Annotated in this window: 22 protein-coding genes; 7 read left to right on the top strand and 15 right to left on the bottom strand. The window is 39.7% G+C overall.

Going from position 1 to position 25,518, the window contains the following annotated elements; genetic code table 11:
* Positions 1 to 18 precede the first annotated feature (18 nt).
* From hisS to psbO, 5 genes are all read right to left on the bottom strand, one after another.
* Positions 19 to 1,299 carry a histidine--tRNA ligase gene (gene hisS, locus ACE1B6_RS09425; protein ID WP_413257002.1) on the bottom strand — a complete coding sequence of 427 codons (1,281 nt, stop codon included), beginning with the start codon at positions 1,297 to 1,299 and terminating at the stop codon, positions 19 to 21.
* A gap of 95 nt (positions 1,300 to 1,394) precedes the next feature.
* Positions 1,395 to 1,652 carry a hypothetical protein gene (locus ACE1B6_RS09420; RefSeq protein WP_413257001.1) on the bottom strand — a complete coding sequence of 86 codons (258 nt, stop codon included), beginning with the start codon at positions 1,650 to 1,652 and terminating at the stop codon, positions 1,395 to 1,397.
* A 39-nt stretch (positions 1,653 to 1,691) separates the two neighbouring features.
* Positions 1,692 to 2,954, bottom strand: coding sequence for a hypothetical protein (locus tag ACE1B6_RS09415; RefSeq protein WP_413257000.1), 1,263 nt, complete (start codon positions 2,952 to 2,954; stop codon positions 1,692 to 1,694).
* A 321-nt stretch (positions 2,955 to 3,275) separates the two neighbouring features.
* Entirely contained in the window at positions 3,276 to 4,052 is a 777-nt protein-coding gene (locus tag ACE1B6_RS09410) for an RNA polymerase sigma factor SigF (RefSeq protein ID WP_413256999.1), read from the bottom strand.
* A gap of 525 nt (positions 4,053 to 4,577) precedes the next feature.
* Positions 4,578 to 5,405: a photosystem II manganese-stabilizing polypeptide gene (psbO, locus tag ACE1B6_RS09405; RefSeq protein WP_413256998.1), complete on the bottom strand. Its 828-nt coding sequence runs from the start codon at positions 5,403 to 5,405 to the stop codon at positions 4,578 to 4,580.
* Positions 5,406 to 5,858: 453 nt separating this feature from the next.
* Between psbO and ACE1B6_RS09400 the strand changes: the two genes are divergently transcribed.
* Positions 5,859 to 6,578, top strand: coding sequence for an MORN repeat-containing protein (locus ACE1B6_RS09400; RefSeq protein WP_413256997.1), 720 nt, complete (start codon positions 5,859 to 5,861; stop codon positions 6,576 to 6,578).
* Positions 6,579 to 6,619: 41 nt separating this feature from the next.
* On the opposite strand, the gene ACE1B6_RS09395 is transcribed toward ACE1B6_RS09400, so the two are convergent.
* The 8 genes from ACE1B6_RS09395 to ACE1B6_RS09360 form a co-directional block, all read right to left on the bottom strand.
* Positions 6,620 to 7,432: a hypothetical protein gene (locus tag ACE1B6_RS09395; protein ID WP_413256996.1), complete on the bottom strand. Its 813-nt coding sequence runs from the start codon at positions 7,430 to 7,432 to the stop codon at positions 6,620 to 6,622.
* Between the two features lie 18 nt (positions 7,433 to 7,450).
* A complete protein-coding gene (locus ACE1B6_RS09390; protein WP_413256995.1) occupies positions 7,451 to 8,602 on the bottom strand; it encodes a glycosyltransferase family 4 protein in 1,152 nt (383 codons plus the stop codon).
* 5 nt (positions 8,603 to 8,607) lie between these two features.
* Positions 8,608 to 10,824, bottom strand: a complete 2,217-nt coding sequence (locus tag ACE1B6_RS09385; protein ID WP_413256994.1) for an O-linked N-acetylglucosamine transferase, SPINDLY family protein — start codon at positions 10,822 to 10,824, stop codon at positions 8,608 to 8,610.
* 169 nt (positions 10,825 to 10,993) lie between these two features.
* Entirely contained in the window at positions 10,994 to 11,545 is a 552-nt protein-coding gene (locus ACE1B6_RS09380) for a type IV pilin-like G/H family protein (RefSeq protein ID WP_413256993.1), read from the bottom strand.
* Between the two features lie 242 nt (positions 11,546 to 11,787).
* Complete coding sequence (locus ACE1B6_RS09375) at positions 11,788 to 12,336, bottom strand: type IV pilin-like G/H family protein (RefSeq protein WP_413256992.1); 549 nt, start codon at positions 12,334 to 12,336, stop codon at positions 11,788 to 11,790.
* 113 nt (positions 12,337 to 12,449) lie between these two features.
* Positions 12,450 to 13,781: a class I SAM-dependent methyltransferase gene (locus ACE1B6_RS09370; RefSeq protein ID WP_413256991.1), complete on the bottom strand. Its 1,332-nt coding sequence runs from the start codon at positions 13,779 to 13,781 to the stop codon at positions 12,450 to 12,452.
* 36 nt (positions 13,782 to 13,817) lie between these two features.
* Positions 13,818 to 15,143, bottom strand: coding sequence for a class I SAM-dependent methyltransferase (locus ACE1B6_RS09365; protein ID WP_413256990.1), 1,326 nt, complete (start codon positions 15,141 to 15,143; stop codon positions 13,818 to 13,820).
* Positions 15,144 to 15,178: 35 nt separating this feature from the next.
* A complete protein-coding gene (locus ACE1B6_RS09360) occupies positions 15,179 to 16,504 on the bottom strand; it encodes a class I SAM-dependent methyltransferase (RefSeq protein ID WP_413256989.1) in 1,326 nt (441 codons plus the stop codon).
* A 357-nt stretch (positions 16,505 to 16,861) separates the two neighbouring features.
* Between ACE1B6_RS09360 and trxB the strand changes: the two genes are divergently transcribed.
* The 5 genes from trxB (at position 16,862) to ACE1B6_RS09335 (ending at position 22,012) form a co-directional block, all read left to right on the top strand.
* Entirely contained in the window at positions 16,862 to 18,232 is a 1,371-nt protein-coding gene (gene trxB, locus ACE1B6_RS09355) for a thioredoxin-disulfide reductase (protein WP_413256988.1), read from the top strand.
* 101 nt (positions 18,233 to 18,333) lie between these two features.
* Positions 18,334 to 18,930, top strand: a complete 597-nt coding sequence (locus ACE1B6_RS09350) for a class I SAM-dependent methyltransferase (protein WP_413256987.1) — start codon at positions 18,334 to 18,336, stop codon at positions 18,928 to 18,930.
* An 86-nt stretch (positions 18,931 to 19,016) separates the two neighbouring features.
* Positions 19,017 to 20,177, top strand: a complete 1,161-nt coding sequence (locus ACE1B6_RS09345; RefSeq protein WP_413256986.1) for a glycosyltransferase — start codon at positions 19,017 to 19,019, stop codon at positions 20,175 to 20,177.
* 23 nt (positions 20,178 to 20,200) lie between these two features.
* A complete protein-coding gene (locus ACE1B6_RS09340) occupies positions 20,201 to 21,085 on the top strand; it encodes an ABC transporter permease (RefSeq protein ID WP_413256985.1) in 885 nt (294 codons plus the stop codon).
* A 33-nt stretch (positions 21,086 to 21,118) separates the two neighbouring features.
* Positions 21,119 to 22,012, top strand: a complete 894-nt coding sequence (locus ACE1B6_RS09335; protein ID WP_413256984.1) for an ROK family protein — start codon at positions 21,119 to 21,121, stop codon at positions 22,010 to 22,012.
* A 385-nt stretch (positions 22,013 to 22,397) separates the two neighbouring features.
* Here the strand turns inward: ACE1B6_RS09335 and ACE1B6_RS09330 are convergent, their stop codons facing one another.
* Both ACE1B6_RS09330 and ACE1B6_RS09325 read right to left on the bottom strand, forming a co-directional pair.
* Positions 22,398 to 22,820, bottom strand: a complete 423-nt coding sequence (locus ACE1B6_RS09330; RefSeq protein ID WP_413256983.1) for a hypothetical protein — start codon at positions 22,818 to 22,820, stop codon at positions 22,398 to 22,400.
* A gap of 241 nt (positions 22,821 to 23,061) precedes the next feature.
* The gene (locus tag ACE1B6_RS09325) at positions 23,062 to 24,795 is read right to left on the bottom strand and encodes a CTP synthase (protein ID WP_413256982.1); all 1,734 of its coding nucleotides are present in this window, start codon (positions 24,793 to 24,795) and stop codon (positions 23,062 to 23,064) included.
* A 166-nt stretch (positions 24,796 to 24,961) separates the two neighbouring features.
* On the opposite strand from ACE1B6_RS09325, the gene ACE1B6_RS09320 reads away from it, so the two are divergent.
* Complete coding sequence (locus ACE1B6_RS09320; protein ID WP_413256981.1) at positions 24,962 to 25,510, top strand: pyridoxamine 5'-phosphate oxidase family protein; 549 nt, start codon at positions 24,962 to 24,964, stop codon at positions 25,508 to 25,510.
* Positions 25,511 to 25,518: the final 8 nt, after the last annotated feature.

Raw genomic sequence — 25,518 nt, 5'->3', positions numbered from 1 at the left:
TCTCTACTACCAAGTTATTTAATTTTTGTAAGTATCAATTTCCTTTCGCAGTTGTTCTGCTGTTTCTAGCAAATCAACTTGAGAAATTGTTTGTTGTTCTTTTGTTGCCATCCACTTCAACTTAACTGTTTGATTTTCCGCTTCTTCATCTCCCAAAATCAAACAACTAACAGCGCCACTTTTATCAGCACGGGCGAATTGTTTTTTAAAGGCACTACCGCTTAAATCTAATTCCAAACTAAAACCAGCTTGGCGCAATTTCTGCCCTAAAATAAGTGCTTGTGGTTCAGCTTTTTCGCCTCTAGAAACCACATAAAAATCTAGCGATCGCGCCGAACTCCCCGATAACTTTTGCAACAGAATAATTAGTCTTTCCAGACCGATCGCCCAACCTACCGCAGGCGTAACTGGCCCACCTAATTCTGCTACCAAACCATCATATCTGCCACCGCCACAAACTGTTGCTTGAGCACCCAAATCATCAGAAATCACTTCAAAAGCCGTGTGAGTATAATAATCCAAACCTCGCACCAATCGAGGATTCAACTGATAATCAATTCCCAAATCAGTCAATAACTGTAATACTTGGTCAAAATGCCTTTGAGAATCCGCGCTCAGATGATCTAAAATCCTGGGAGCATTTAGCGAAATTTCCTTAGTCCGTTCATCCTTACTATCTAAAATCCGCAAAGGATTGCGAGTTAATCTATCTTGAGAATCAGCATCTAACTCATTTTTATAGGGAGTTAAATAATCAATCAAAGCTTGACGATACTGTTGCCTATCTTCAGCATTTCCCAAAGAATTAATATCGAGGCGGAGAGATTTTAAACCCAAAGTTTGGAGGATATGATTGGCGATCGCAATTACCTCCACATCTGCCCTGGGATCTGCACTTCCTAAAACCTCCACCCCTATTTGATGAAACTGTCTTTGCCTTCCAGCTTGGGGACGTTCGTAACGAAACATTGGCCCAGTATACCAAAGACGCTGCACGCCACCTTGAGCAAACAGACCATTTTCGATAAAAGATCTCACAACTCCAGCCGTACCTTCCGGGCGCAAAGTAATAGAACGTTCACCCCTATCCAAAAAAGTGTACATCTCCTTGCCCACCACATCAGTAGCTTCACCGATGCCACGTTCAAAAAGTCCAGTTTCCTCAAAAATTGGGGTGCGAATTTCTTGGTAAGCTGCTTTGCCCAAAATTTCCCTAGCTGTTGCTTCCACCTTTTGCCAGTAAGCAACCTCTTCTGGCAAAATATCTCTGGTTCCCCGTAAAGCTTGAATCGTACCCATAATTTAAGAATTGCTGATTGGTCAAAGAACTAAGGAGAAAAAGAAAACAGGAAAAAGTAATTCCCTTTTCCCTGTTCCCTTTCCCCTTTCATATTTTAATGATTAGTGATAACTGCTTTGCCGTATTTTTGTTGATAGTAAGCCAATATTTGCTTGATGCGATCGTCAGCAGTTGCAGTAACCATTTCTGAATAATCAATCCACAAACTTCCCACTTGGCTTTGATTGTAATCAAAATCCTGAGACTGCTGCGTGGTTAAACCTGTTTCCACTCCAGAAACTTGGCGCAAATGAGCCGCAATTTCTCGATAAACAGCTAAAGGCAGTCCCGGAAATTCAATTTCGTATTTCAATTGTTTTTTTTCGCCTATCTCAAGCATTTTTTGCCGTAATTAAACATTATCTTGGGATTTACCTGTCACTGGAATCGGGGTAACAGCTTGTGTTCCTGGCTGTGTTGTCACAGGTCTTTCTCCCACAATTTTGGCAACTTCTACACCATTTTGTTCCAAAATTACAATTGGTTCTGAACCTTCATTAACTTCAATTCGTTTCACCAACACTTGACCATTTGACAACCGCTGTCCGGCTCTAACATAACGGCTAGTTGTCTCATTTGGAGCTTTAACAATTGCTTGCGGTTGAGAGCCAACAATTACCACTCCAGAAACTTCCACAGCTTTCGCCAAAATAGGATCTGGCGGAGGTGGTAAGGTAGGGATTTCAGGAGGTGCAGGGGGAGCCACAATTGCCGGAGTTGGTGCTGGTGCTGGTTTTGGTGCAGCTGCTACCGTGCGGTTAGGTGTTTGAGTGCGTTGTGGTTTTTGGGCTGTCCTAGTAGCATTTTGGGCTGTCCTAGTAGCAGGCTTTTGAGTGCGTTGCGGTGCGCGTGCGACCTGAGTAGGTTGAGTTTGGCGAGTAGTAGGTCTTGGACTAACTCTTCTTGGTTGTGCAGTTCTTCTTGTTATACCTGGGGCAGTAGGAACACTAGCTACTGGTGCTTGCGGTATAGCTCTACCCGGTGCTGTAGTTGAACCACGTCCTATTCTAGGTGGAGTTCTCCGGGGAATACGAACTACTGGTGCTTGTGCTGAGGGTACTCCTGTAACTGTAGGAACGTTCCTTTGTGTAGGTGCAGTAGCGGTGGTAGTAGGGGTGGTTGTAGGGATGCTAGGAAGGCTGACAACTGGTGGTCTTGCTTCTGGCACTCCCTCAACGTTAGGAATAGTTCTATTTGGTGTTTGAGTTTGAGTAGGAGTTCTATTAACATTTTGGTTTGGCTGCTGTGGATTTAATTCAAAAGGAGGCAAACCAAAAGGATCTCTGTTAGCTTTATCTATTTCTTTTTGTACTTCTGCTGTCCGCTGATTTGGGTCTGTCGGGGGTGTTAGTTCTGGCGGTGCAGTAACAATAACATTTGGTGCTGGTTTAGGCGCAGCCGCTCCTGGTGTTGGTTTGGCTGGTTGTTTCGGCTCAACCATTGGACTGGAAAATGGTTGAGTTGGTGATTGTTGCGGTGTTGGTTCAGTTGCAGGTGTAGTAGCTGCTGGTGCGATCGGTGTAGGAGAAGTGGCGGTTTCAGTTTCACCACCGCCGCATCCACCCACTAAAATAGCCAGCGTCCCAAATAAGGCAATAAATGATAATTGACGCATTGCCTGTCTCCCAAAGATTTTTTAGCCTCCACTATAGATGTCTATTTTTGCTTTTGGACATTTAGTGATTGCTTGGTACTGTTATATATTAAACTGCAATTCTCCAACTATACGGGAAAGCCTGGGGGAAATTTAGTGCTAATATCTTTGTTGCAGTTAAATTTTTGTTTCGATTGCTCTGGCTAAGGGGTAATTTCGGTTTGACTGATATTTCCCTACAGGAAATGAAGCAATTTACCGGGTTTTGTTAAACTCATTTAGTTGAAAGTTCTCGATCGAGAAGCGATCGGTAACCGAAGTAAAGAAATTCTTAGTTTAATTTCAATCGTTAGTTCCTGCCATCAACTGTTTCAGGACATCCAATCCTTTTTTCACCCGTCGAGAGACAGTCACTACACTAATGTCTAAGCGTTGTGCTACTTCTTTTTGAGTTAAGTCATGGAAGAAAACGAATTCTAAAATTTCGCGAGTTCTTTCTTCTAATTTAACTAAAGCTTGTTGTAGGCGAATCTGATCTTCTTGAGCTAACTGAAAACTGCGGTAACGAGGATCGGGGACGAGTTCTGCTAAGGGTCGAGATCCTTCTTCGTCATCTCCTACTGGTACGTCTAGGCTCAGGGGAGAGCGATTTTGACAAGCTAATTTAATTTCTTGCCATTCTTCTGGAGGAATTTTTAAGACAGCCGCCACTTCTGCGTCTGTTGGTTGGCGATGCAGCTGGCTTTGTAATTGTCTGCTAATTGTGATGCCTTGTCTTTGCAATGTTAGCCAGCGGCGGGGAATGCGGACTGAGGAACCGCGATCTCTGAGGTAGTGTTGAATTTCGCCTCTAATGTAGGGCAGAGCAAACGAGCTAAAGGCGTTGCCTTTGCAAATTTCAAATCGCTCTATGGCTCTAATCAATCCTAAGCAGCCTACCTGAAGCAAGTCTTCATAGCTTTCTGAGCATTGATTGCTCCAGTAGTGTGCTTCCTTTCTTACTAAGCCGAAGTTGAGGTTTACCAACTGATTACGAGTAGTGGCGGAGCCAGTTTTTCGGTACTCTTGCAACAGCTGCAAGCTATCATTTTTTAAATCGTGAGACAGATTGGTAGGCATAGTGGAGTAACGGGGGTAGGTAGGCTGTACCAGGATTATTTCGATTCAGTTTTATCACTTTGGCAGTCAATAAGCTGTGATCTGTAACAACATGGTTATTTGGTAATGTGTTGTTTTACTGATTTGCTTAAGTAGACTGGAAATTAAACTGAATCAAACCCAAATCTTTGTTAATTTATCACATTATTTGGCCGTGAGTGTTACCCCAGAGAAGGGTAGCTGCTCTACCTGGTATGAAGTTACATCTTTACCTTAGTCACCTGCTATAAAGTCTTACAACCCAATATTTACTGAAGTTTTTGATTATTGGAAACATATAGATGGGCGGCAAAATATTGATTAATTGATTTAGAATTTAACCTTGGTCGATCGCATTACGTATTTCTAAGTAGGAGCGGGATCGTCAACAGCAGAAATCATTATTCTGGTTTCTCCTGCTAATATTACCCGCCCCCTGAAAGTTCATTGATAGCGTCTGCTGTTTGACATTAACGTTTTTAAGCAGTGTTGTGCCACTTTTGGGGCTTATGCCTCTGATTCAACTCTGGCATAAAATATGCCACGAATTTTCACTTCTTTAGGTTCAGCGGCTCCTAAATCGGTATCTGAGGGCTGTTCGCTCTCAAATGTACCCGCAATTTCACCAGTGTTGCTATCCACTTTGGCTACTCGGAGGGAAATTTTTCCTTTGCCTGTTTCTGCACGTTTGATGTTAGCACGGGCTAGTTCTTCCCGATCGGCTTGAGAAGGAATTGCCACGGCGCTATCATACCCAGTAGCTTCTCCACGAGCTTTGGGGTCTAGGAAGCCAGCAGACCGATAGGAAGGAACCTTAAATTCGCCTTCAAAGTCGGTGGAGGTGTTGATGCTTTCTGAACCGGGCTGGGATGTTGCCACTAAGTTTTTAATGGTGAACAGGAATGGTACTCTTTCGCCACCGGGTAACTGAACGGTAATAGCTTGGAAATCTAAGCCGTCTTCTTCGACGAAGGTCAAGCTACTGTCAGAGTTAATCTTCAGTGGACCTTGTACTTGGTCAATGGTGGAGGTGTAACGAGTCAGTAGTTTGCCGGGAACGAATTCTGCTTGTTGGCGTTTGTTAGCTGGTTCTTCTTTAACAAAGAAACTGGTGGGTTGTAAGCACAATCCCTTAATTGCGTATGATTCACCGGATGATAGTGCGATCGATCCGCGAGTTGTTTCTTCTAACTGCGGGCAGTTATTCGCTAAACCAGTGCCTTTAATTTGATCGTATGTCAGTTGCTCGGTAGCTGTTGCTGGGCCTTCGCTACAAGCAGTTAGCACACATAAGCATAATGCTAGGAGTGCAACGATAAAACCGCGATACCTCATGGTCAACCTCTGTACCTAACCTCAATCTCTACTTAAACTCAAATGTGAAAATCACTGCCACTGCCATCAAACATCAAGCCAGTTATTTCGGCTTGAGATTTTTGCTTGGCTCGGCTAAATCTCATACAGCATTTTACAGAAAAATGCGCTCACTCCGACTGGGAAAGTAACTATTAATTGAAGTTGGTTAGTTTGTATTGGGTGGATGGGGAGAGAACAATTTTTTTCCTTTTGTTTTCTGCTTTCAAAGAGCGCCCAGAATATATTACGATTGATTAAGTTTAGGGAATTTTTACTAATTATATGCTCTAACCTAGCCCAGCTAGGGATAGCTTTTGATGAGCAAAACTCTCAGATCTAAAATCGAATGACATAATTGAAGGTATGGCGACAAATAATTAAAAATTGCGCTACAACATTTTGTTGTTAGAAAATATGGGGGATTGTTTACCGATGTTTAGCCCAATTCAGAAGTTAGGAATAGCAGTATTAGCAGCTTCTACTTTGGGAGTCATTACTAATATGATCGAACCCCTGCCATCCTTTGGTCAAGTTGTCATTAAATTTGGGGATGGCACTTACTGTGAAGGAGCATTTCAGGGTGAGAGGCTCAGCGGTAAAGGGGTTTGTATCTATGAAGATAAAGGTTCTTATAGAGGACAGTTTCGTAATGGTCAGCCGAATGGAATAGGTGTATTTATTTTCAACAATGGCGATCGCTACCAAGGACAATTTGTTAACGGTCAACCAAATGGTATGGGCGAATTTATTTTTGAAGATGATAATCGTTATCAAGGAGAATTTCGCAATGGTCAACCAAATGGTACGGGGTCATTTATATTCACGAATGGCGATCGCTACCGGGGACAATTTCGGAATGGACAGTTTCATGGTACGGGAGTGTTTACTTACGCAAATGGCGATCGCTACCAAGGTCGATTTGTCAGCGGTCAAATTCTGGGTGGAGGTGTATTTACTAGTAATGATGGTACACGCTGTCAAGGGGAATTTTTTAATAATGATTTAGATGGTAGAGGAGTTTGTGTCGATAATAAAGGTAATCGTTATCGGGGTGAACTTCGCAATGCTTTACCTCACGGAAGAGGTAGCATTGTGTTTGCTAATGGGCGCAGTTTTGATGGACAGTTTCGCAATGGTGAACCGATCCGCTAATTTAATTTAAAGTCTAAAGGAGCCGGAATTTACTATCTAACTTAGTTAGAATTAGATTTAGGTAGCTTTACGCTTACGGCTCCTTCTGGTGAAATAATTACTTTCCCCCCCTGTGCTTCTATTCTCTCTATTATTCGCTTGCGAGTTCGTTCATCACCAGTATTTAAGGAATTTACTAATACCATTGCCCAAGCGCCTTCTTGGGCAGTAGTAATATCGGGATCGTCAGCTAAAAACTCCGCTGTTTTTCGCGAAATAGTAGCAATATTTTGACTTTCTGGATCGGAAAATTCGCTAGCCCATTCTGCTGCTTTGGCAAAGGATCTTTCCGCTTTTTTAGTGTCTCCTAAAAATAATAATTCGTCAGTTCCTTTGTAGCGCCAAACGTAATAAGCGCCTGGTTGTTCGGGTGTTATTGATTTTAAGCCTTTTGCCATTAATGCAATAGCTTTTTCTGGTTCTCCACCAAATAAAGAAACACTAGTAGATAAAAATAGGTAGGATTTTAAAAAGTGGGGGTCGCGGTCTACAATAATTTCAAAATAATTAGGACTTAATTCAAATCCAGTGCGATCGCGAGCGACATCATCACCAAAATACTGAAGAAAACTTAGTAATGTCCAGTCAGCAATTAAATTGCTAAATCCCAAAGAAGGTATTTTTTGCATTAGATCGAGTCGGGCTTTTTCTGCGGTTACTTCTCTCTTTAATTCTTCAATAGAGGCAGTTTTGGATCTATTGATTATTTTGTTTAATTGAGGTAATTGCAGCCCAATTATAGCAAACATGGAAAGAAGAATTACTAAAGAATATCCGACAATACTATTGAATCCAGAGGAAGATTTGGTAAACATAAATGATTAATTTCTCCGTTAATTATTAGTAATTAATTCTTGAAAAACTGATTCTAGCTGTTCTACGGTTTTAGTTTGGTTAAACTCAGACAAAGCCCGTTGTTGTCCTTGGCGAGTAATTGCTTGCCATTCTTCGGGAAACTGAGGTAAAGTTGATAATATATCAGCTAAATCTAAAGGATTTTCCGACTCAAAAACTAATCCATCTACTTGATGTTCAACTATTTCTTTTGCTCCACCCGTAGCACTAGTTACTAATGTTAAACCAGCTGCCATAGCTTCTATTTGGCTAATTCCAAAAGGTTCAGCAAATCGAGAAGGAAATACTAAGACATTGTGGGTACGATAAAGCTGTTTTAGTTCCTCTCTGGATAAAACCCCAGGAAATTTAATTTTTTCAGTTAATCCTTCTAATTCTACCATTTCTTGTAAGGCTTCTACAAATTCTGGCTGAAAATTTCCGCCCGCAATAGTAGCTGTAAATTCTATTCCTAAAGTTTCTAGTAAAGAAAGGGCTGCTATTAGTATATCTGCTCCTTTGTAAGGCATAACTAAACTGGCATAAGCAATACGTAATCGATCGCGTGGGGGTAACTCTGGTTGGTAAAATTCTGTGACTGCTGCACCCGGATAAATGGTTTGAGTTGATTCTGTAGGATAGCCTTGTGTTTGCAAATGTTCTTTTAACCAATTACTACAAGTAATATATTTATAGTCGGGAGTTTGAGGAGTTTCTTCAGGAAAATACCCCGGATTAGCATTCATTACATAGTGAGCAATAGGAATTCCCGATGATAAAATTATTTGTAAAAGTTCTAAGCCTAAAAAGTCAATGTTTCCGGCTAAACAAACTTGGGGTTGAAAGTTTTGAATTTCTGCATTCAAGATTGTTTTATTTTGGGAATTAATCGGTACTACTTCTTCAGGAGAAAACCATAAAGCTTTACCATTACTCCAAGTACCTGTGAGGTTAAAGCACGATTTTACTGGGGGTTCTAAATTGTCACGAATATAGTTAACTTTATGTTTTTGAGTATCGCTAGTTAATACTAAAACTTGGTGTCCTCGCTGATGTAATATTTTCGCATAATCTGCGATCGCGCGTTCATATCCGCCAATAGCTTGGGGTGGATAAAGATTAGTTAAAATCAAAATTCTTAAAGGTTGCAAATCTTTCAACTCCTTGGATTAGAATCACAATATTTTAACCACATTTGTTGATAAGCTGTTTCCATTTCCCCTGTAAACTTTTCTCCATTCCATAACGGAGAAGTTTGCCGAGATTGCTTTAATTTCCCCGCAATATTTTGGCGCAAAGCTGCATCATTCCCTAAGCGTACTCCCCATTCTACATATTCTTCATCTGTCCAAGCAATCCCCTCAGTTACTCCAACATTCATCATCATTGTGTAGCTATTCCGACTAGCAAATTGTTCCCCGACTTTGGTAACTAAGGGAATCCCCATCCAGAGAGTTTCTAAAGTTGTAGTTGCGCCATTGTAAGGATAAGTATCTAACACTATATCAGCAATTCCGAGATTAGCACGATGAATTTCTTCAAAGGCGACATCGGGGAGAAATCTTAAGCGATCGCTACTAACACCCTCGGCTTCTGCTATTTCCGTAAAGAAGTTTTTAATTGATGCTCGATCGGCAGAACCTTTAATTAAAAAATAGCTATTAGGTACTTGTTTGAGGATTTGCATTTGTAAGCGAACTGTGTCAGGATGTCGCTTAAAACCCATTTGCGAACTAAAGTAAACTATCGCATCTTGAGGAATTTTTAAACTATCACGACGCAAGGTAGGAACTCCCACTTCAAAACCATCAACTGCTACATAAGTTTCTGGTAATTTCCACAAGGTTTCGCTATAGTGTTCCTGTGCTGTTTCTGGTAAAACGTAGCGATCGACAATAAAGTAATCAATCCCTGGTATTCCCGAAGCATCCCAACCCAACCAAGTAACTTGAATTGGTGCAGGTTTTAAGGAAGTAATCTCCGAAATCACGTCTAAAGTTATACTATCTAAATCCACTAAAATATCAATTTCGTCTTGATAGATTTGTTCGGCAATTTCCGTTGCTTCTAAACCAAATTTGTAGGCTTTATCTACTTGGTTTATATACCATTCTTGTAAAGGATCTTGGCGTTGCTGTGCATTAATTAAGTAAGCGTGAATCTGGAAGCGATCGCGATCGTGATATTTCAGCAACCACCGGGAAATCCAACCAACAGAATGTCTTTTTAAACAATGGGAAACATAACCAATTTTTAAAATTTTATTAGTTTTTCTTGGGGATTTTATTTGAGCATATTTAGCTGTTTGTTCTGGTAAATTATTTTGAATATTCAGTTGGCAAATTCGCGCCACTTGGTTTTGCAAATAGCGGTTATTTTTTAAATCATCCCGAAAATAAGGTAAAAAATAAGTTGTAGAAAATAGTCTGACTACTGTAGTTGGATCGAGATTTAACTCTGGAGCATCAAACAAAGAATTTAGTAAATTTTCATGTTGCTGAAATGCCGCACGAGCTTCTAACCAATACTTGCCAGCTGCCATCATTAACCCTCGGATAAGTAGATGATTGGCAAAGATTTTTTCTGGCAATCCAGCAAATAAAGAATAGCATAACTTAGCTGTTTCTATTCCTTTGGCATACTCACCTGCATCCTGATAAAAGCTAGTTAACTGAATTAATACTTCCGGGTTTTGATTATCTAAATTTAAAGCTAATTCTAATAAACTTGCTGCTACAGATGCTTTTTGCCGTGAGTAAGCAATTTTTACGGAATTGACAACTAAAATATCTATAAAAATATATGGTTCTTTAACATGAGGTATACAAGCTGAGGTAAATTCTAAAGTTGCTGGATTTAAAGGATCGGTTGTTAAAACTTGCTGCAAAACTTCCATCAGCAAGGAAAAATCTACATTAGTTGTTTCTGGCGATCGCAAAACTTCAATCACATCTAAATCATTTAATTCTTCTCCAGTAAAACTTCCTAATTTAATCCCTAGTAAAATTAACCGCAGTAAATTATTAATATCTAGAGAATTAACTTCTCGGATATACTGACGAATTAGCCAAGCAGTGCGATCGTCTGCTAAAGCTTCCCGTCTTTCTGCTTCTGTTTGTAAAACTTGAGTTAATTCTGCTGTAAATTGGGGAAAATTTTCCTCTTCCCCTGACTCCATTCCACACAACCAAGTCATTTGTGCTTCCGCTTCTTTCTCTTGCAAAAGCAACATTAATCCCAAATACCAATAATGAGAAAGATTTTCTGGTTCGTTGGCGATCGCTTGTTCATAAAGATTAGCCGCTTGAACATAGTCACCTGCCAACAAATATTGTTCAGCTTGTTGTTGCCAACTGGTTGCGGGTAAAGTCATAACTTAGTATCCTGCTAGCATATTCAGGAGTATGTTTCTATTTTGCAAGCTAATTTCGATAATAGAGTATTTTGGGAAATAAAAATTGGGTAGCTGACTTAACTACCCAACCCTAATAATTATGTATTTGCCAGCAATGCAAAACTCGATCGCAGGATTACTCTCCCTTCTACTTCAACGGACTAGCATTACCAGGACATTGTAATTCTGTTGCTCCTACTGTACCAGCAGTAGGTGTTTCTCCGGCGTTTTTAGTTTCGCAAATCAAAGCTTGAGTAGTTGTTGGTGCTCCCGCAACTGGAGCTACTAAACCGACAACCCCAGTATAATTTTTTAAAGCTTTAGACATTTGGCTAGCATCTGCAAAAGCACTTGCACCTTCGATACCAATTGCCGAAATTGAATATTTATAGTTAGCTGTCTGTGTTCTAATTCCTATTGCTAAACTACCCCAAGCGGCAGCATCACTTGTGCTAACAAATGTACCATTTTCTATGTAATACATTTGTTGTGCTCTATTAATTGCCGTAACATATTGTCTGCCTTCTGCTTGTTTAGCTTTGTTGGCTTGATTGAGAAAAGAAGGAAGTCCGATCGCAGCCAGAATCCCAATAATAATTACCACTACCAGTAGTTCGATTAAGGTAAAACCCTCTTCTTTTCCACTTTGTTTCTTTTGATTTAAATGAAACAAAAATTTTGTTTTGTATGTAGTATTCATTAACTTAATTCCTGCCTAATCTAAATTTTTATCTTTTACTCACCTTTCATTGTAGAATAAACTTTAAGAAATTACTTCCTTCTCTAGTCTGAACTTCTTGCTAATTTCTTATCATTATCATAGATCAAAGTTTGAATTACCTTTCACTGCAAAAGCAAAATGGGTAGTGCAATGTACACCACCCAATTGGATTTAATTATTTGTTCATTCAAGCTGAAACCATTACGAATAAAACGTCTATCTTACTTAAGTGCTTGCATTGTACCAGGACAAGTTACTTCTGCACCAGTTACAGCGCCATCACCAGGAACAGCACCAGCATCTTTAGTTTCACAAACAATTGCTTGAGAGGTTTTATCAGCGTTGGCGGCTGGAGCAACTAAAGCAGTAACACCAGTATAGTTTTTCAGAGCTTTAGAAATTTGGCTAGCATCTGCTTTAGCGTTAACTATTTCTCCAGTACCATTGATGGAATACTTGTAGTTAGTAGTTTGAGTTTTGATACCAACTGCTAAACTACCCCAAGCGTTAGCATCAGATGTAGTTACGAAAGTACCAAATTCTGTGTAGTAAGCTTGTTGAGCTTTGTTAATAGAAGAGACATATTGCTTAGCTTCAGCTTGCTTACCTTTGTTAGCTTGGTTCAAGAAAGAAGGTAATGCAATAGCAGCCAGAATACCAATAATGATGATAACAACTAACAGTTCAATCAGTGTGAAGCCTTGTTCGCCAGATGCGTTTTTCTTTTGGTTTAGGTGTAATAAGAATTTGGTTTTAAAAGTAGCGTTCATTTGAAGTTTCTCCTTCAGCTCTAGGTGGGTTTGTTTTCTTCCCTTATATTTAGAACTTACCCAGATTCATTCACTTTCATATCACCCAAAGCAAAAATTTTTTTGAGATTTCTCTAACCCTCTCCTAGACTGCGTTCCAGAAGTACATATCCTAGCTGCTCTAAAGTCGTTAATATTTGCTGAACAGTTTCAAAAGCGGTTTCGGGATTTTGCGGCTCTAAAGAGTCAGGTTGCAATGGTCTAATTTTACGCCAGTGTTCTACTAAAAAGTTTATGGACTGTGGGCCATCCAATAGCGGGACAATACAGGCTGCTACTGCACTATCCATTACTAAGGTAGAGTCACTAACAAAAGGTAAGTAAGGACTGATGGCGAAGGTTTTGATTTCGTTGGCGCAGGCGAGTAACAGTTCTCTGGGTTCGCTAGCTTGCATTTGGGGATGCAGATAAATGGTGACATTCTGCCAATCAGCGTCAGTCCATTCCCCAGGCGGCACTACCGGGGGGGTAGCATCAGGATGACCACACCAGAAGTCTAGTAAACGGTGAACGGGATGGAGTAGCTCAAATAAATGTAATTTCTCTTCTTGGGAAAGACTGGGTAAGCTCATTGCTAAGAAAAAGGGTAAGTCGTCTGGTTCAACAAACAAACTTGTCAATTCCCAAAACGGCCAAGCGACCATACTGATAAACTCCAAGTCAGCATTTCGCAAAGCAGCAAACATTTCTGGAACTGTAAAACCTTTGTCTCCCTGGAATAAATAGTTCATTAAAAACCATTCTTCTTCGTCTTGGCGATCGGGTATCCAAGTATTCATTTTGAGTAGTGCATCATCTTTAAGTGCTTTCATGGTTTGCCGCACTTCTGCTAATTCGGCTTCTCTGGGGTTGCGATCGAACAAACCCATCATCTTAAAAACTTCCTGCGCTCGATAATAATGCTCTCGTTGTAAAGAACTGTGTAGATTAGCACGAATAATCCCGTCAGGTTTTAAAACCGCTTTCATTGCCTGCAATCCGGCAATGGGATCGGGCAGAATGTACAATACTTCATTAGCGTAAATATAATCAAATTCCAACCCAAGTTTTGGCAACTCTTCAATAGCAAGAACCTGAAAATCTACATCCTTAAACCCGTGATACTCTAAACGAGTACGAGCTAATCTTACTGACTCCTCAGAAATATCTATTCCTACAACTTTCGCGCCTGGATTCGCTACCTGTAACCCTAATGTATGATAACCAGTTCCACAAGCAGCATCTAAAATTACCTTACCTTCTGTACTAATAACTTTTTGGTTCCGCAAGTAATAAGGAGTCACCAAATTATGAATATAAAGATACTGAACATCTCTAGGAAATTCGTCTAATGGTGCTCTAGGATAAGGTGCAGAATCAAATTGTTGGCGAATTTTTTCAATCAATTCAGCTGATTGTTTATCCATTTCATTTTCTCCTAATTTATAATTAAATTTTCAATTTCACGATTCTACAAGTACCAACCCAGCCTGCTCTAGGTTAACTAATTGTTGTTTCACTTGCTGCAATGCTACTTCTGGTTCTACAGAATTCAAAGTAACTAGATCTACTCCTTGAATTTTCTGCCAACGCTCAACTAAAGTATTTATAGTTTGTGGAGCATCAAACAGAGCTAACAAACAAGCTGCCATTGTCGGTTCTATAGATGTAGTATATCTTGTCAGGTTTTCATTAAATGGTAAATAACGGCTGAATTTCCAAAGTTCATTTTTATTAACCTTATCTACTATTTCTTGTTTGATGAATGATACATTTATGTTAGGGTGTAACCTAAATTTTGCTTTCAGCAAATCAGCATCATTCCATTCAGTAAGAGGTAAAAAAGTTTGACCTTCATTGGGATGACCGCACCAAAAATCCAGCAGGCGATCGACGGAATGGAATAATTCAAATAGATGTAACCGTTCTTCAACAGAAAAATCTGGTAACTTGCTTTCTAGCGAAGCAGGCAATTTTTCCGATGATTTAAACAAATTCATGAGATTCCAATCTTGCCAATTTATCATGTTAATAAATTCTAAGTCGGCGGCTCTTAAAGCTGCAAACATTTGTGGCACATTAAAACCTTTATCTCCCTGAAGTAACAGATTTGCTAAGATTAATTCGTCATCAGTTTCGTAATCTTTATTCCAACTACTAACTTTAAAGCCTGTGTTATTTTTTAAGGATGCAACAATTTCTCGGACTAAGCTAATTTCTAACTCTCCGGGAGATTCATCCATTAAACCCATAATTTTAAAAATCTTTTGCGCTTTATAAAAATTGAATCTTTGCAGAGAACTATGAAGATTTGTCCGAATAATGCCCTCTGGTTTTAACACTAGTTTCATGGCTTGTAATGCTGCCACTGGATCGGGTACTAAGTATAAAACTTCGTTAGCATAAATGTAATCAAATTTCAACCCTAATTGCGGTAAGTCTTCAATAGCAATAACGTAAAAATCTAGGTCATTAAAACCATGATATTCTAAGCGGGTACGGGCTAATTTCACTGACTCTTCAGAAATATCTGTTCCTACAATTTTCGCGCCTGGATTTGCTACTTGTAAACCTAATGTGTGATAACCACTACCACAAGCAGCATCTAAAATTACTTTACCTTCAGTACTAATAATCTTTTGGTTTCTCAAGTAATAAGGAGTTACCAAATTTTGAGTATAAAGATATTGAATATCTCTGGGGTAGTGTTCTAATGGTGCTCTAGGGTAAGGGGCGAAATCAAATTGTTGACGAATTTTCTCTAACAATTCGGCTGATTGTTCATCCATTTTTGTTGCTCCTCGTTTACTATTAGTTAAGGTTTTTAATTTTGAGCTTCTACAAGTAACAACCCAATCTGCTGTAGGTTAATTAATTGTTGTTTAACTTGCTGAAATGCTACTTCTGTTTCTATGGAGTTCAAAGTAACTGGATCTACTGCTTTTATTCTTTGCCAACGCTCTACTAAATTATTTATGGTTTGAGGAGCATCAAACAGAGGTAATAAACAAGCTGCTGTTGTCGGTTCTATGTAGGTAAAAGGCTCTTTGGTAAATGGTAAATATCTCCTAAATTCCCAAGTTTTATTGTTGGTAATACTATTAATTATTTCTTGTTTAACTTTGGCTACATTTAGATTTGGATGCAAATTAATTCTGGCTTTTTGCCAGTTATTATCGCTCCATTCAGCAATAGGTACGAAAGATTTAGCTGCTTGGGGATGTCCGCACCAAAAGTCAAGTAGACGATATGTAGAATGCAATAATTCAAATAGATGCAGTCGTTCTTCTTGGGAAAATTTGGGGAGTCTTTCTTCTAATTTAGCTGGTAATTTTTCCGAGTTTTTGAATAAATCCATAACATCCCAACCTTGCCAATTTACCATACTGATAAATTCTAAATCTGCCGATCTTAATGCGGCAAACATTTGCGGGATATTGAAGCCTTTGTCTCCCTGAAGTAACAAATTGGCTAATACTCGTTCATCATCCGTTTCAAACTCTACTTTCCAAGCTGTAGCTTTAAAACCAACGTTATTTTTTAAGGCTTTCGCTGTTTCTCTGACTAAGCCAATTTCTAATTCTCCGGGGGCTTCATCCATTAAACCCATAATTGTAAAAATCTTTTGCGCTCTGTAAAAGCCAAATCTTTGCAATGAACTATGTAAGTTAGTCCGAATGATGCCTTCGGGTTTTAACACTGCTTTCATTGCTTGTAATGCTGCTATATAATCGGGTACTAAGTATAAAACTTCGTCAGCATTAATATAGTCAAATTCTAAACCCAGTTGCGGTAAATCTTCAATGGAAAGAGTATGAAATTCGGTATTTTCAATGCCATGATATTTTAAGCGTTGAATTGCTAAATTTACCGATTCTTTAGAAAGATCAACTCCAACTATTTTCGCGCCTGGATTTGCTAAGGCTAGGGCAAAAGCTTTGTAGCCAGTACCACAACCAGCGTCTAAAATTACTTTACCTGATGTGTCGATCGATTGCTGATTTCTTAAATAGTAAGCAGTTACAAAGTTATGCAAATACAATAATTTAATATTATCTTTTGGGGAGGTATCTAATGGAATTCGGGGATAAGGTGCTGCATCAAAATGCTGACGCATTTTTTCAATGGCTTCTGATGATTTTGTTTCCATTTTTTAGACTCCTGTGGTGAAAATTGGGAATTCTGTTGTGGTGGTAGTACTTGGGTACTGGGTACTGGGTACTGGGTACTGGGTACTGGGGGCTGGGATTCCTTATAGGCTAAGCACTTTGCTGGTTAGTTGGGTTTTTATCACTAAAAATACGAGAGAGCTTTTCTTAAAAAGCTGTGGTTTATTGATTTATAAATTATTCCCACTTCTAGTCTCAGATTACAACAATTCTGGAAGTAGGGAAGACAACTGAAAACTAAGAAGTTTCCTAGTCTCTAGTCCCTGGCTCGTTTTTCTCTTCTTCTGTGTTGTCTTTGTGTGCTATATTAAACGTAGTCGTTATGAGTTTAATTAAATATGGCAAGCTCGAGTGTAGAAAATGTGGTAATTATTGGTTCTGGGCCTGCGGGTTATACAGCGGCGATTTATGCGGCGCGGGCTAATTTAAAACCGTTTGTATTTGAAGGTTTTCAGGCTGGGGGGTTGCCTGGTGGACAGCTGATGACGACTACGGAGGTGGAGAATTTTCCGGGTTTTCCTGAAGGGATTACTGGGCCGGAATTAATGGATAGAATGAAGGCGCAGGCGGAACGTTGGGGTGCGGAGTTGTTTACGGAAGATGTGACTTTTGTGGATTTGAGTCAACGTCCGTTTGTGGTTCGTTCTGAGGAACGGGAAGTTAAAGCTCACAGTATTATTATTGCTACAGGTGCGACGGCGAAACGGTTGGGTTTACCTAGCGAACACCAGTATTGGAGTCGGGGGATTTCGGCTTGTGCGATTTGTGATGGTGCGACTCCGATTTTTCATGGGGTTGAGTTGGCGGTAGTTGGTGGTGGTGATTCGGCGTTGGAAGAGGCGGTTTATTTGACTAAGTATGGTTCTCGCGTGCATTTGTTGGTGCGAAGTGAGAAGATGCGTGCTTCTAAGACGATGCAGGATCGGGCGTTGAGTAATCCAAAAATTACGGTACATTGGAATACTCAGCCGTTGGATGTGGTGGGTGAGGGCGATCGCATGACGGGTGTGAAAGTCCGCAATACTCAAACTGAGGAAGAGAGTATTTTGGCGGTGAAGGGTTTGTTTTATGCGATCGGTCACACTCCGAATACTTCTTTATTTAAGGGACAATTAGAACTTGATGATGTGGGTTACGTTGTCACTAAGCATGATTCGGTAGAAACGAGTGTGGAAGGTGTGTTTGCTGCGGGTGATGTGCAGGATCATGAGTTTCGCCAAGCGATTACGGCTGCTGGTACTGGTTGTATGGCGGCGATGTTGGCGGAAAGATGGCTTTCTGCTAATAGTTTAATTCAGGAATTCCATAAAACTCCTGATGCGGAAAAGGCGGATAGTCCTGATGAAGTGAAGGAAAGCAAGGAAGTTTTGTCGGCTGAGTTTAGTATTGATGAAACTCGCCATGAGGGTGGTTATGCGTTGCGGAAGTTGTTCCACGATAGCGATCGCTTGTTGGTAGTTAAGTATGTTTCGCCTCATTGTGGTCCTTGTCATACTTTGAAGCCAATTCTTAATAAGGTGGTAGATGAGTTTGAGGGGAAAATTCATTTTATTGAGGTGGATATTGAGAAAGATCCAGAGATTGCGGAAAATGCTGGGGTGACAGGAACTCCGACGATTCAATTTTTTAAGGATAAGGAATTGTTGACGGAACTTAAAGGTGTGAAACCAAAGAGTCAGTATCGCCAATTAATTGAGGAATATTTATAGTTTGATTGCTGATTCGAGTTTGTAAACTTCTCTCGCTAATTGACGGGAGAAGTTTATTTTCTGGTTAATATGGGTAGAGAGTAGCGATCGGCTATAACAAGATGACGGAAACTAATGTTAATTTGCAACCAAATTATTGGAATCAAATTTGGCAACGAGAGGGTGTTGATACTTGGCGGCGATATCCTGGGTGTTTTGGGAGGATTTGTTGGGCGGTTGGGCATTTAAATGAGGTATTAGAATTGGGTTGTGGTTCGGGGATTTTGGCGCGGAAGTTGGCGGAGTTTGGTAATAATGTGACGGCGTTGGATATTTCGGAAGTGGCGATCGATCAATTACCTCCAGAAATTAAAGGTGTGGTAGCAACTTTGCCGGAAATTCCGCTTCCTGATGATAGTTTTGATGTGGTAGTTGGTACGGAAATTTTAGAACATCTTGATGATGATTTGGGTTGTATAAAAGAGGCTTTTCGCGTGTTGCGTCCGGGGGGAAGGGCTTATTTTGCTGTGCCAAATAATTGCCTGGGTCCTGAAGAGGAACCGGAGCACGTTCGCAAATATACTGCGGAAGTTTTTGAGGATTTACTGTGTCCTTTTGGGATGGTTTTTTTGGAAGAGTTTGTTGATGAATTTATTGCTGCACCGGGACAAGTTATTGTTTTGCCAACTATTATGGCGGCTGTTTATACAGCAGAATAGAGTTTTGGCAAAGAGGCAAGAGTTGTTTTTAACCACAGATGAAACACAGATAAACACAGATGAACACGGATGTAGTTTGAGGAATTATGGTTAATGAATCGGCGGAGTTTTTCAGTAAGCCTTTGATTTCTCTGTGTATGATTGTGAAGAATGAAGCAGAGAATTTGCCTCGCTGTTTGGCTAGTGCTAAACCTTTTGTGGATGAGATGATTGTGGTTGATACTGGTTCTGAGGATAATACTGTTGAAATTGCGAAGAGTTGGGGGGCGAAAGTTAGTAATTTTCAATGGTGTGATGATTTTTCGGCGGCGCGGAATTATTCGCTTTCTTTAGCTGATGGGAATTGGATTTTAGTTTTAGATGGGGATGAGGAGTTAATTGTTGAAAGTGAGAGTTGGCGACAGGAACTTGCGGAAACTTCGGAGGTCAATGCTTATGGTTTAATCAGGTTGGAAGCTAATGTTTCTCATGTAATTGGTGGTTTTCATGGTCGGATTTTCCGCAATTTGCCTGATTTAAAGTATGTTAATCGCTTTCATGAACAGTTGCAATTTGCCGATAAAAGAAATTTAAAGTTTGGTAGGTTGGAAGGAGTTAAGATTATTCATTATGGCAATCTTGAATCAGAAAAGGTAATGGAAAAGGCTGCTAGGCGCAATATTCCGATTTTAGAACAAATGCGATCGGAATCTCATCTTAATTTCTGGTTGTTAGATTGTCTTGGACGTAAATATACACTTATTGGCGAAAATGAGAAAGCGGCGGAATGTTATGCAGAAATTCTAGATAAATTATCTCCTAGTTTAATCGATGGTAATCCACCTGAAGATTTTTTCTGGATACCGACTTTGCTACATTTTTTAGGAGTAAAGTATTTTGAGGAAGAAGATTATGAAACGGCGCGGATTCTTTGTCAAAGAGGTTTAGAATGGTGTCCTAATTATCCACCAATTAATAATTTGGCGGGGGAGATAGTGAAGTCTTTGGGGTTTCCGTTGGGTGCGATCGCCTATTTTGAAAAATGTCTTCAATTAGGTCAAACTGGAAATTATTATATCGGAGAACCTTTTGAGTTGAGTTTTTTAACTACGTATCCTGCTTATAATATAGGTTGTACTTATTGGGAAATGCAGCATCCCCAGGAAGCTTTAGCAGCATTGGAAATGGCGTTAGCATTTGACGCAAATTTTACGCCAGCACATGATAAAATTGCGGAAATTAAACAGGCATTACCAAGTATGATTTAATTTAAGTTGTTTTCCCTGGTGCAATGACTCCAACAAAAGTTAAGTTTCCCCAAGTTTTCCGATTTTCCCAAGGTCATAGTTTGTCGATGCAACTAATGGCGATCGGGTTTATCATTACATTATTCTTTGTATTAATTGCTATTTTAGCGCCAACATTTCAAGCTTGGGGATGGTTACAAGATCCCACTGAATCATTAAAAAATCCGATTAATGAACCCCCATCTTGGCAACATTGGTTTGGCACAACTAACCAAGGTTACGATGTTTTTTCCCGAACTTTGTTTGGTACGCAAGCAGCTTTACAAGTAGTAATTCTTGCCACAGTATTAAGTTTATCAATCGGTGTACCTTTGGGTTTAGTTAGTGGATATTTGGCGGGAAGATTAGACCGAATTCTGTTATTTTTAATGGATAGTATTTACACTTTGCCAGGGTTATTGTTGTCGGTAACTTTAGCGTTTGTGGTGGGTAAAGGGGTGGTGAATGCGGCGATCGCACTTAGCATTTCTTACATTCCTCAATATTATCGAGTTGTGAGAAACCACACAGTTAGTGTCAAAAACGAACTATTTATTGAAGCAGCACAAGCAATGGGTGCAAATACTTGGACAGTGCTTTCTCGCTACTTATTTTTAAATGTAATTCAAAACGTTCCCGTGTTATTTACTCTTAATGCTGCCGATGCTATTCTCATACTTGGAGGTTTGGGATTTTTAGGTTTAGGACTTCCCGACGAAGTACCAGAATGGGGACATGATTTAAAATTAGCTTTGGAAGCATTACCCACAGGTATTTGGTGGACTGCACTTTTTCCTGGTTTAGCCTTAACCTCATTAGTAGTAGGATTATCCTTATTAGGTGAAGGATTGAGCGAATTTTTTAATCCTAAATCTCGCAGACAAGGGTAAAGTAAAATCAAATCAAAAGTTTAAAATTACCAGATGCAAACAGAAGTAATTGGCATAGATTTAGGAGGAACCGCCATTAAATTAGGTCGGTTTTTGGAAGATGGTAAATGTGAGGAATTTTTAACTGTACTGACACCGCAACCTGCAACACCAGAAGCAGTAATTCAAGCATTGGTAGCAGCAATAAAACCTTTGAGAAATGCGGGGGTAAAAGCGATCGGGATCGGTACTCCAGGGCCAACTGATGCAGCGGGAAAAATTGCTAAAATTGCGATTAACTTAGCAGGTTGGAACGATATTCCTTTAGCTGAATTATTGGAAAAAGAAACAGGTTTACCCACCATTATTGCTAATGATGCAAATTGTGCCGCTTTGGGGGAAGCTTGGTTAGGCGCAGGACGAAATTTTCGCAATTTAATATTATTAACTTTGGGAACGGGAGTTGGCGGCGCTATTATTTTAGATGGCAAATTATTTACAGGACATCAAGGTGCAGCTGGGGAATTAGGGTTAATTAGTTTGAATCCTGAAGGGCCAAAATGTAATAGTGGAAATGATGGTTCTTTGGAACAATATGTGTCAGTGCAAGCTATTCGCCGCCTCACAGGTTTGGAACCTTTAGAGTTAGGGGAATTAGCGGAAAAAGGCGATCGCAAAGCTTTGGAATTTTGGCAAAATTACGGTAAAAATTTAGGTGTAGGTTTAGCAAGTTTAATTTATATTCTCACTCCAGAAGCAATTATAATTGGTGGGGGAGTTAGCGCCAGTGCTAAGTTTTTCTTTCCCGCAGTTTTAGCGGAAATTGAACGAAGAGTTTTACCGATTTCTCGCACAGGTTTACAACTTGTATTAGCAGAATTAGGCAACCAAGCGGGAATGGTAGGTGCAGCAAAGTTAGCATGGCAAATGCTAAATAATCAAGGTTAGTTGTGAGGGATTTAGAGCAGTTCTCATAACAGTAAGGTATACATATTGTAGGGGCGGGTTTAGCTGAAATCCTTGCTGCGTGAAAGATATACCAATCAAAACCCGCCCCCAAATGTACCGCATCCAAACGAGAAACGCTACATATCATTTAAGTAGGTAGATATAAATAAAGTAAAACTAGGCGGGCAAGATGCCCACCCCATTCTTAAATAACTATTATTATTTACACTTACTTATTAGTCCTCTCTTGGGCTGTGAAAAGGGCGAGGCATTCCGGTAGATAAGTTATTGTTGGCTGTGAAAAGGGCGAAGCATTTCGGTAGATAAGTTATTGATTAGAAACAGAGATTTACTACCGAAATGCTTCGCCCCTACTTTTAAATAATTACTCAGGTAAAGATATACCAGTGGATTGTTTAATATAACTTTGGATTTTTTGGTATGCTTCTGAGTTAGTGATAGGATGAATCACAATAGGTACGGTACTATCTGGCAACCAAAAAGTAATTCTACCGTTTTGTTCCGAGGAAAAAGCACCAATTTTTTTGAGATTAATTAAAAACTGTTTACTTTCGTAGTCAATTTTTACCCAGTATGCCTCGAAAGCTATTTCGGTAACGTGCTGAATGTAGGTGAGTAAGCTTTTATGTACTTCTGGGTGCGCCTGGGGGTTAATCACAATGGGATAGGCGCTATCTGGTAGCCAAAAGGTAATTCTCGCGTTTGGTTCGTAAGCAAAACCACTAACACGATCTAGGTCTACTATATACTCTTTCCTGTCGTAACTAAATTTAATCCAATATGCCACAGAAATTCATCCTCGCGATCGCTATTTCCTCTATTCACTCGCTTTTAAATGAAAGCCGTATAAATTTGTTTGGCTGAGAATCAAGGAATTAAGCTAGTGTAGATTTTTGATTTTTAATTCACTTCACTGATGAATGAGAGGGAAAGAGGTAAAAAAGTATTTTCTCTTTCACCTTTCCCTTTTCACCTTTTACTTTATTTCTTCCAGCCTTTCTTCATTGAAGTTTTCCATTTTGCATGGTTTAGTATTTTACTTCTGTTGTGGCATTCAAAATAGGATCTCTATCAGCATCAGCAACTATCACTTGTTCGGAAATATTTATTCCGGGTGAAATAGCGATTCTTTGGCTAGTTGTAGAAGTTGCACTTTCTCCAGATTTAGCTTTGTTAAAAGCTGCTTGAATTAAGCCTTTAAACAATGGGTGAGGTGTGCTGGGACGAGATTGAAATTCTGGGTGGAATTGGGTAGCAATAAAGAAGGGATGACTGGGAAGTTCGACAATTTCTACTAATCTGCCATCGGGTGAAGTTCCGCTGATCGCATAGCCATTTTCTAAAAATAGATTGCGATAGGCATTATTGAATTCGTACCTATGACGATGGCGTTCATAAACTACTTCTTTTTCATAGAGACGTTTGGCTAAAGTATTAGGTGCTAATCGACAAGGATAAAGCCCTAATCTCATGGTGCCACCCAAGTCTACTACATCATGTTGTTCGGGCAAAAGGTTAATTACTGGGTTAGGTGTATTCGGATCGAATTCGGCGCTATTGGCATCTTTTAATCCGGCAACATTTCTAGCCCATTCCATCACCGAACATTGCATTCCTAAGCATAAACCTAAGAAGGGAATTTGATGATTTCGGGCGTATTCTACTGCGGCAATTTTACCATCTACACCGCGACTGCCAAAGCCTCCGGGTACAACTACGCCATCTACATTTTTCAGATATTTTTCGCCACCTTCGACTTCAATATCTTCTGAGTTTACCCATTTTAAGTTGAGATCGAGGGAAAGTTCGATCGCTGCATGACGCAATGCTTCTACCATTGATAAGTAAGCATCACTTAATTGGATGTATTTACCAACAATGGCAATTTCAATGCTATTTTTTGGACTGTAAAGGCGATCGACTAAAGTTTGCCAATTGCTTAAATCTGGTTGACGCTGTTCTAATTGCAATAATTCTATTGCTTGTTGGGCTAATCCTTCCTGTTCTAAAAGTAATGGAACTTCGTAAATACTTTTCGCGTCGATGGAAGCAATCACGCATTGTTCTGGTACGTCGCAAAATTCGGAAAGTTTATGTTTAAGTGTTGCGGGAATTGGGCGATCGCTACGACATACTAAAATATCTGGTTGAATCCCGATCGATCTTAATTCTTTCACCGAATGTTGCGTCGGTTTAGTTTTCATTTCCCCCGCAGAAGCAATCCAAGGCACTAAAGTAACGTGCATATAAAGCACATTTTGCCGTCCCACATCTTTCCGAAATTGGCGAATTGCTTCTAAAAATGGCAATGATTCAATATCGCCAACTGTTCCCCCAATTTCCGTAATTACTACATCAGGATTAGTATTTTTGGCAACTCGGCGAATTCTTTCTTTAATTTCATTAGTAATATGGGGAATTACTTGTACCGTTCCCCCCATATAATCACCGCGACGTTCTTTATTAATTACTGCCTGATATATCGATCCAGTAGTCACACTATTGAGGCGCGACATTGATGTGTCGGTGAAGCGTTCATAGTGCCCTAAATCTAAATCTGTTTCCGCGCCATCTTCGGTAACAAAAACTTCCCCATGTTGAAAGGGGCTCATTGTTCCCGGATCGACGTTAATATAAGGGTCTAGTTTCAGAATGGAGACGGAATAATCCCGCGATTTGAGCAACCGACCTAAACTAGCTGCTACAATTCCTTTGCCAATACTAGAAACTACGCCACCTGTTACAAAGACAAACTTAGCCATAAAATGCTTAAACGAGAGCGTTCTTCCAACCTACCCGGTTAATTGTGCCACAATCTCAATCTTTGGGATTATGGTCTACAACCCCTTACACAGGATAGCACTTTTGTCAAAGATTTATTCGGTTAATTCTAGTTAATTTTTTTCTGATTCTCTGCGGAGGTTTTTTATGGCTAAATTTTACTCGGAGTTAGATGATAATTTACGTCAATTCATCATCGAACAAAAGATATTTTTCACTGCTACTGCACCGAATTCTGGTCGAATTAATTTGTCACCCAAAGGGATTGATACTTTTCGCTGTATTGATGCCAAAACTGTGGCATATTTAGATTTAACTGGTAGTGGCAATGAAACTGCGGCGCATTTATATGAAAATGGGCGAATCACCATCATGTTTTGCAGTTTTACGGAAAAACCTTTGATTTTAAGACTTTATGGCAAGGGAAAAGTAGTTAGTCCGAAAGATGCTGAATGGTCAAAGTTTTATAGTTTATTTGATTCTTTACCGGGAGAACGGCAAATTATTGTGTTAAATATCGATTCGGCGCAAACTTCTTGCGGTTACGGTGTGCCAATTTTTGAGTTTAAGGAGGAAAGGCAAACTCTAAAAGAATGGACGATTAAAAAGGGAGAACAGGGAATTTTTGACTATTGGCGGGAGAAGAATCAAACTAGTATTGATGGACTACCAACCAGAATTTTAGAGAATCATTAAGGATCGGC

The organism is Floridaenema fluviatile BLCC-F154 (genome assembly GCF_041929135.1).
Taxonomy (GTDB): Bacteria; Cyanobacteriota; Cyanobacteriia; order Cyanobacteriales; family Aerosakkonemataceae; genus Floridanema; species Floridanema fluviatile.
Note: the sequence above shows the minus strand (reverse complement) of the source record. Positions and strands in the feature narration are given on the sequence as shown.

Excerpts from the sequence above, each read along its gene's own strand:
- hisS (WP_413257002.1), bottom strand. The coding sequence starts at position 1,299 with ATGGGTACGATTCAAGCTTTACGGGGAACCAGAGATATTTTGCCAGAA.
- ACE1B6_RS09415 (WP_413257000.1), bottom strand. The coding sequence starts at position 2,954 with ATGCGTCAATTATCATTTATTGCCTTATTTGGGACGCTGGCTATTTTA.
- ACE1B6_RS09410 (WP_413256999.1), bottom strand. The coding sequence starts at position 4,052 with ATGCCTACCAATCTGTCTCACGATTTAAAAAATGATAGCTTGCAGCTG.
- psbO (WP_413256998.1), bottom strand. The coding sequence starts at position 5,405 with ATGAGGTATCGCGGTTTTATCGTTGCACTCCTAGCATTATGCTTATGT.
- ACE1B6_RS09400 (WP_413256997.1), top strand. The coding sequence starts at position 5,859 with ATGTTTAGCCCAATTCAGAAGTTAGGAATAGCAGTATTAGCAGCTTCT.
- ACE1B6_RS09395 (WP_413256996.1), bottom strand. The coding sequence starts at position 7,432 with ATGTTTACCAAATCTTCCTCTGGATTCAATAGTATTGTCGGATATTCT.
- ACE1B6_RS09385 (WP_413256994.1), bottom strand. The coding sequence starts at position 10,824 with ATGACTTTACCCGCAACCAGTTGGCAACAACAAGCTGAACAATATTTG.
- ACE1B6_RS09380 (WP_413256993.1), bottom strand. The coding sequence starts at position 11,545 with ATGAATACTACATACAAAACAAAATTTTTGTTTCATTTAAATCAAAAG.
- ACE1B6_RS09375 (WP_413256992.1), bottom strand. The coding sequence starts at position 12,336 with ATGAACGCTACTTTTAAAACCAAATTCTTATTACACCTAAACCAAAAG.
- ACE1B6_RS09370 (WP_413256991.1), bottom strand. The coding sequence starts at position 13,781 with ATGGATAAACAATCAGCTGAATTGATTGAAAAAATTCGCCAACAATTT.
- ACE1B6_RS09365 (WP_413256990.1), bottom strand. The coding sequence starts at position 15,143 with ATGGATGAACAATCAGCCGAATTGTTAGAGAAAATTCGTCAACAATTT.
- ACE1B6_RS09360 (WP_413256989.1), bottom strand. The coding sequence starts at position 16,504 with ATGGAAACAAAATCATCAGAAGCCATTGAAAAAATGCGTCAGCATTTT.
- trxB (WP_413256988.1), top strand. The coding sequence starts at position 16,862 with ATGGCAAGCTCGAGTGTAGAAAATGTGGTAATTATTGGTTCTGGGCCT.
- ACE1B6_RS09350 (WP_413256987.1), top strand. The coding sequence starts at position 18,334 with ATGACGGAAACTAATGTTAATTTGCAACCAAATTATTGGAATCAAATT.
- ACE1B6_RS09345 (WP_413256986.1), top strand. The coding sequence starts at position 19,017 with ATGGTTAATGAATCGGCGGAGTTTTTCAGTAAGCCTTTGATTTCTCTG.
- ACE1B6_RS09340 (WP_413256985.1), top strand. The coding sequence starts at position 20,201 with ATGACTCCAACAAAAGTTAAGTTTCCCCAAGTTTTCCGATTTTCCCAA.
- ACE1B6_RS09335 (WP_413256984.1), top strand. The coding sequence starts at position 21,119 with ATGCAAACAGAAGTAATTGGCATAGATTTAGGAGGAACCGCCATTAAA.
- ACE1B6_RS09325 (WP_413256982.1), bottom strand. The coding sequence starts at position 24,795 with ATGGCTAAGTTTGTCTTTGTAACAGGTGGCGTAGTTTCTAGTATTGGC.
- ACE1B6_RS09320 (WP_413256981.1), top strand. The coding sequence starts at position 24,962 with ATGGCTAAATTTTACTCGGAGTTAGATGATAATTTACGTCAATTCATC.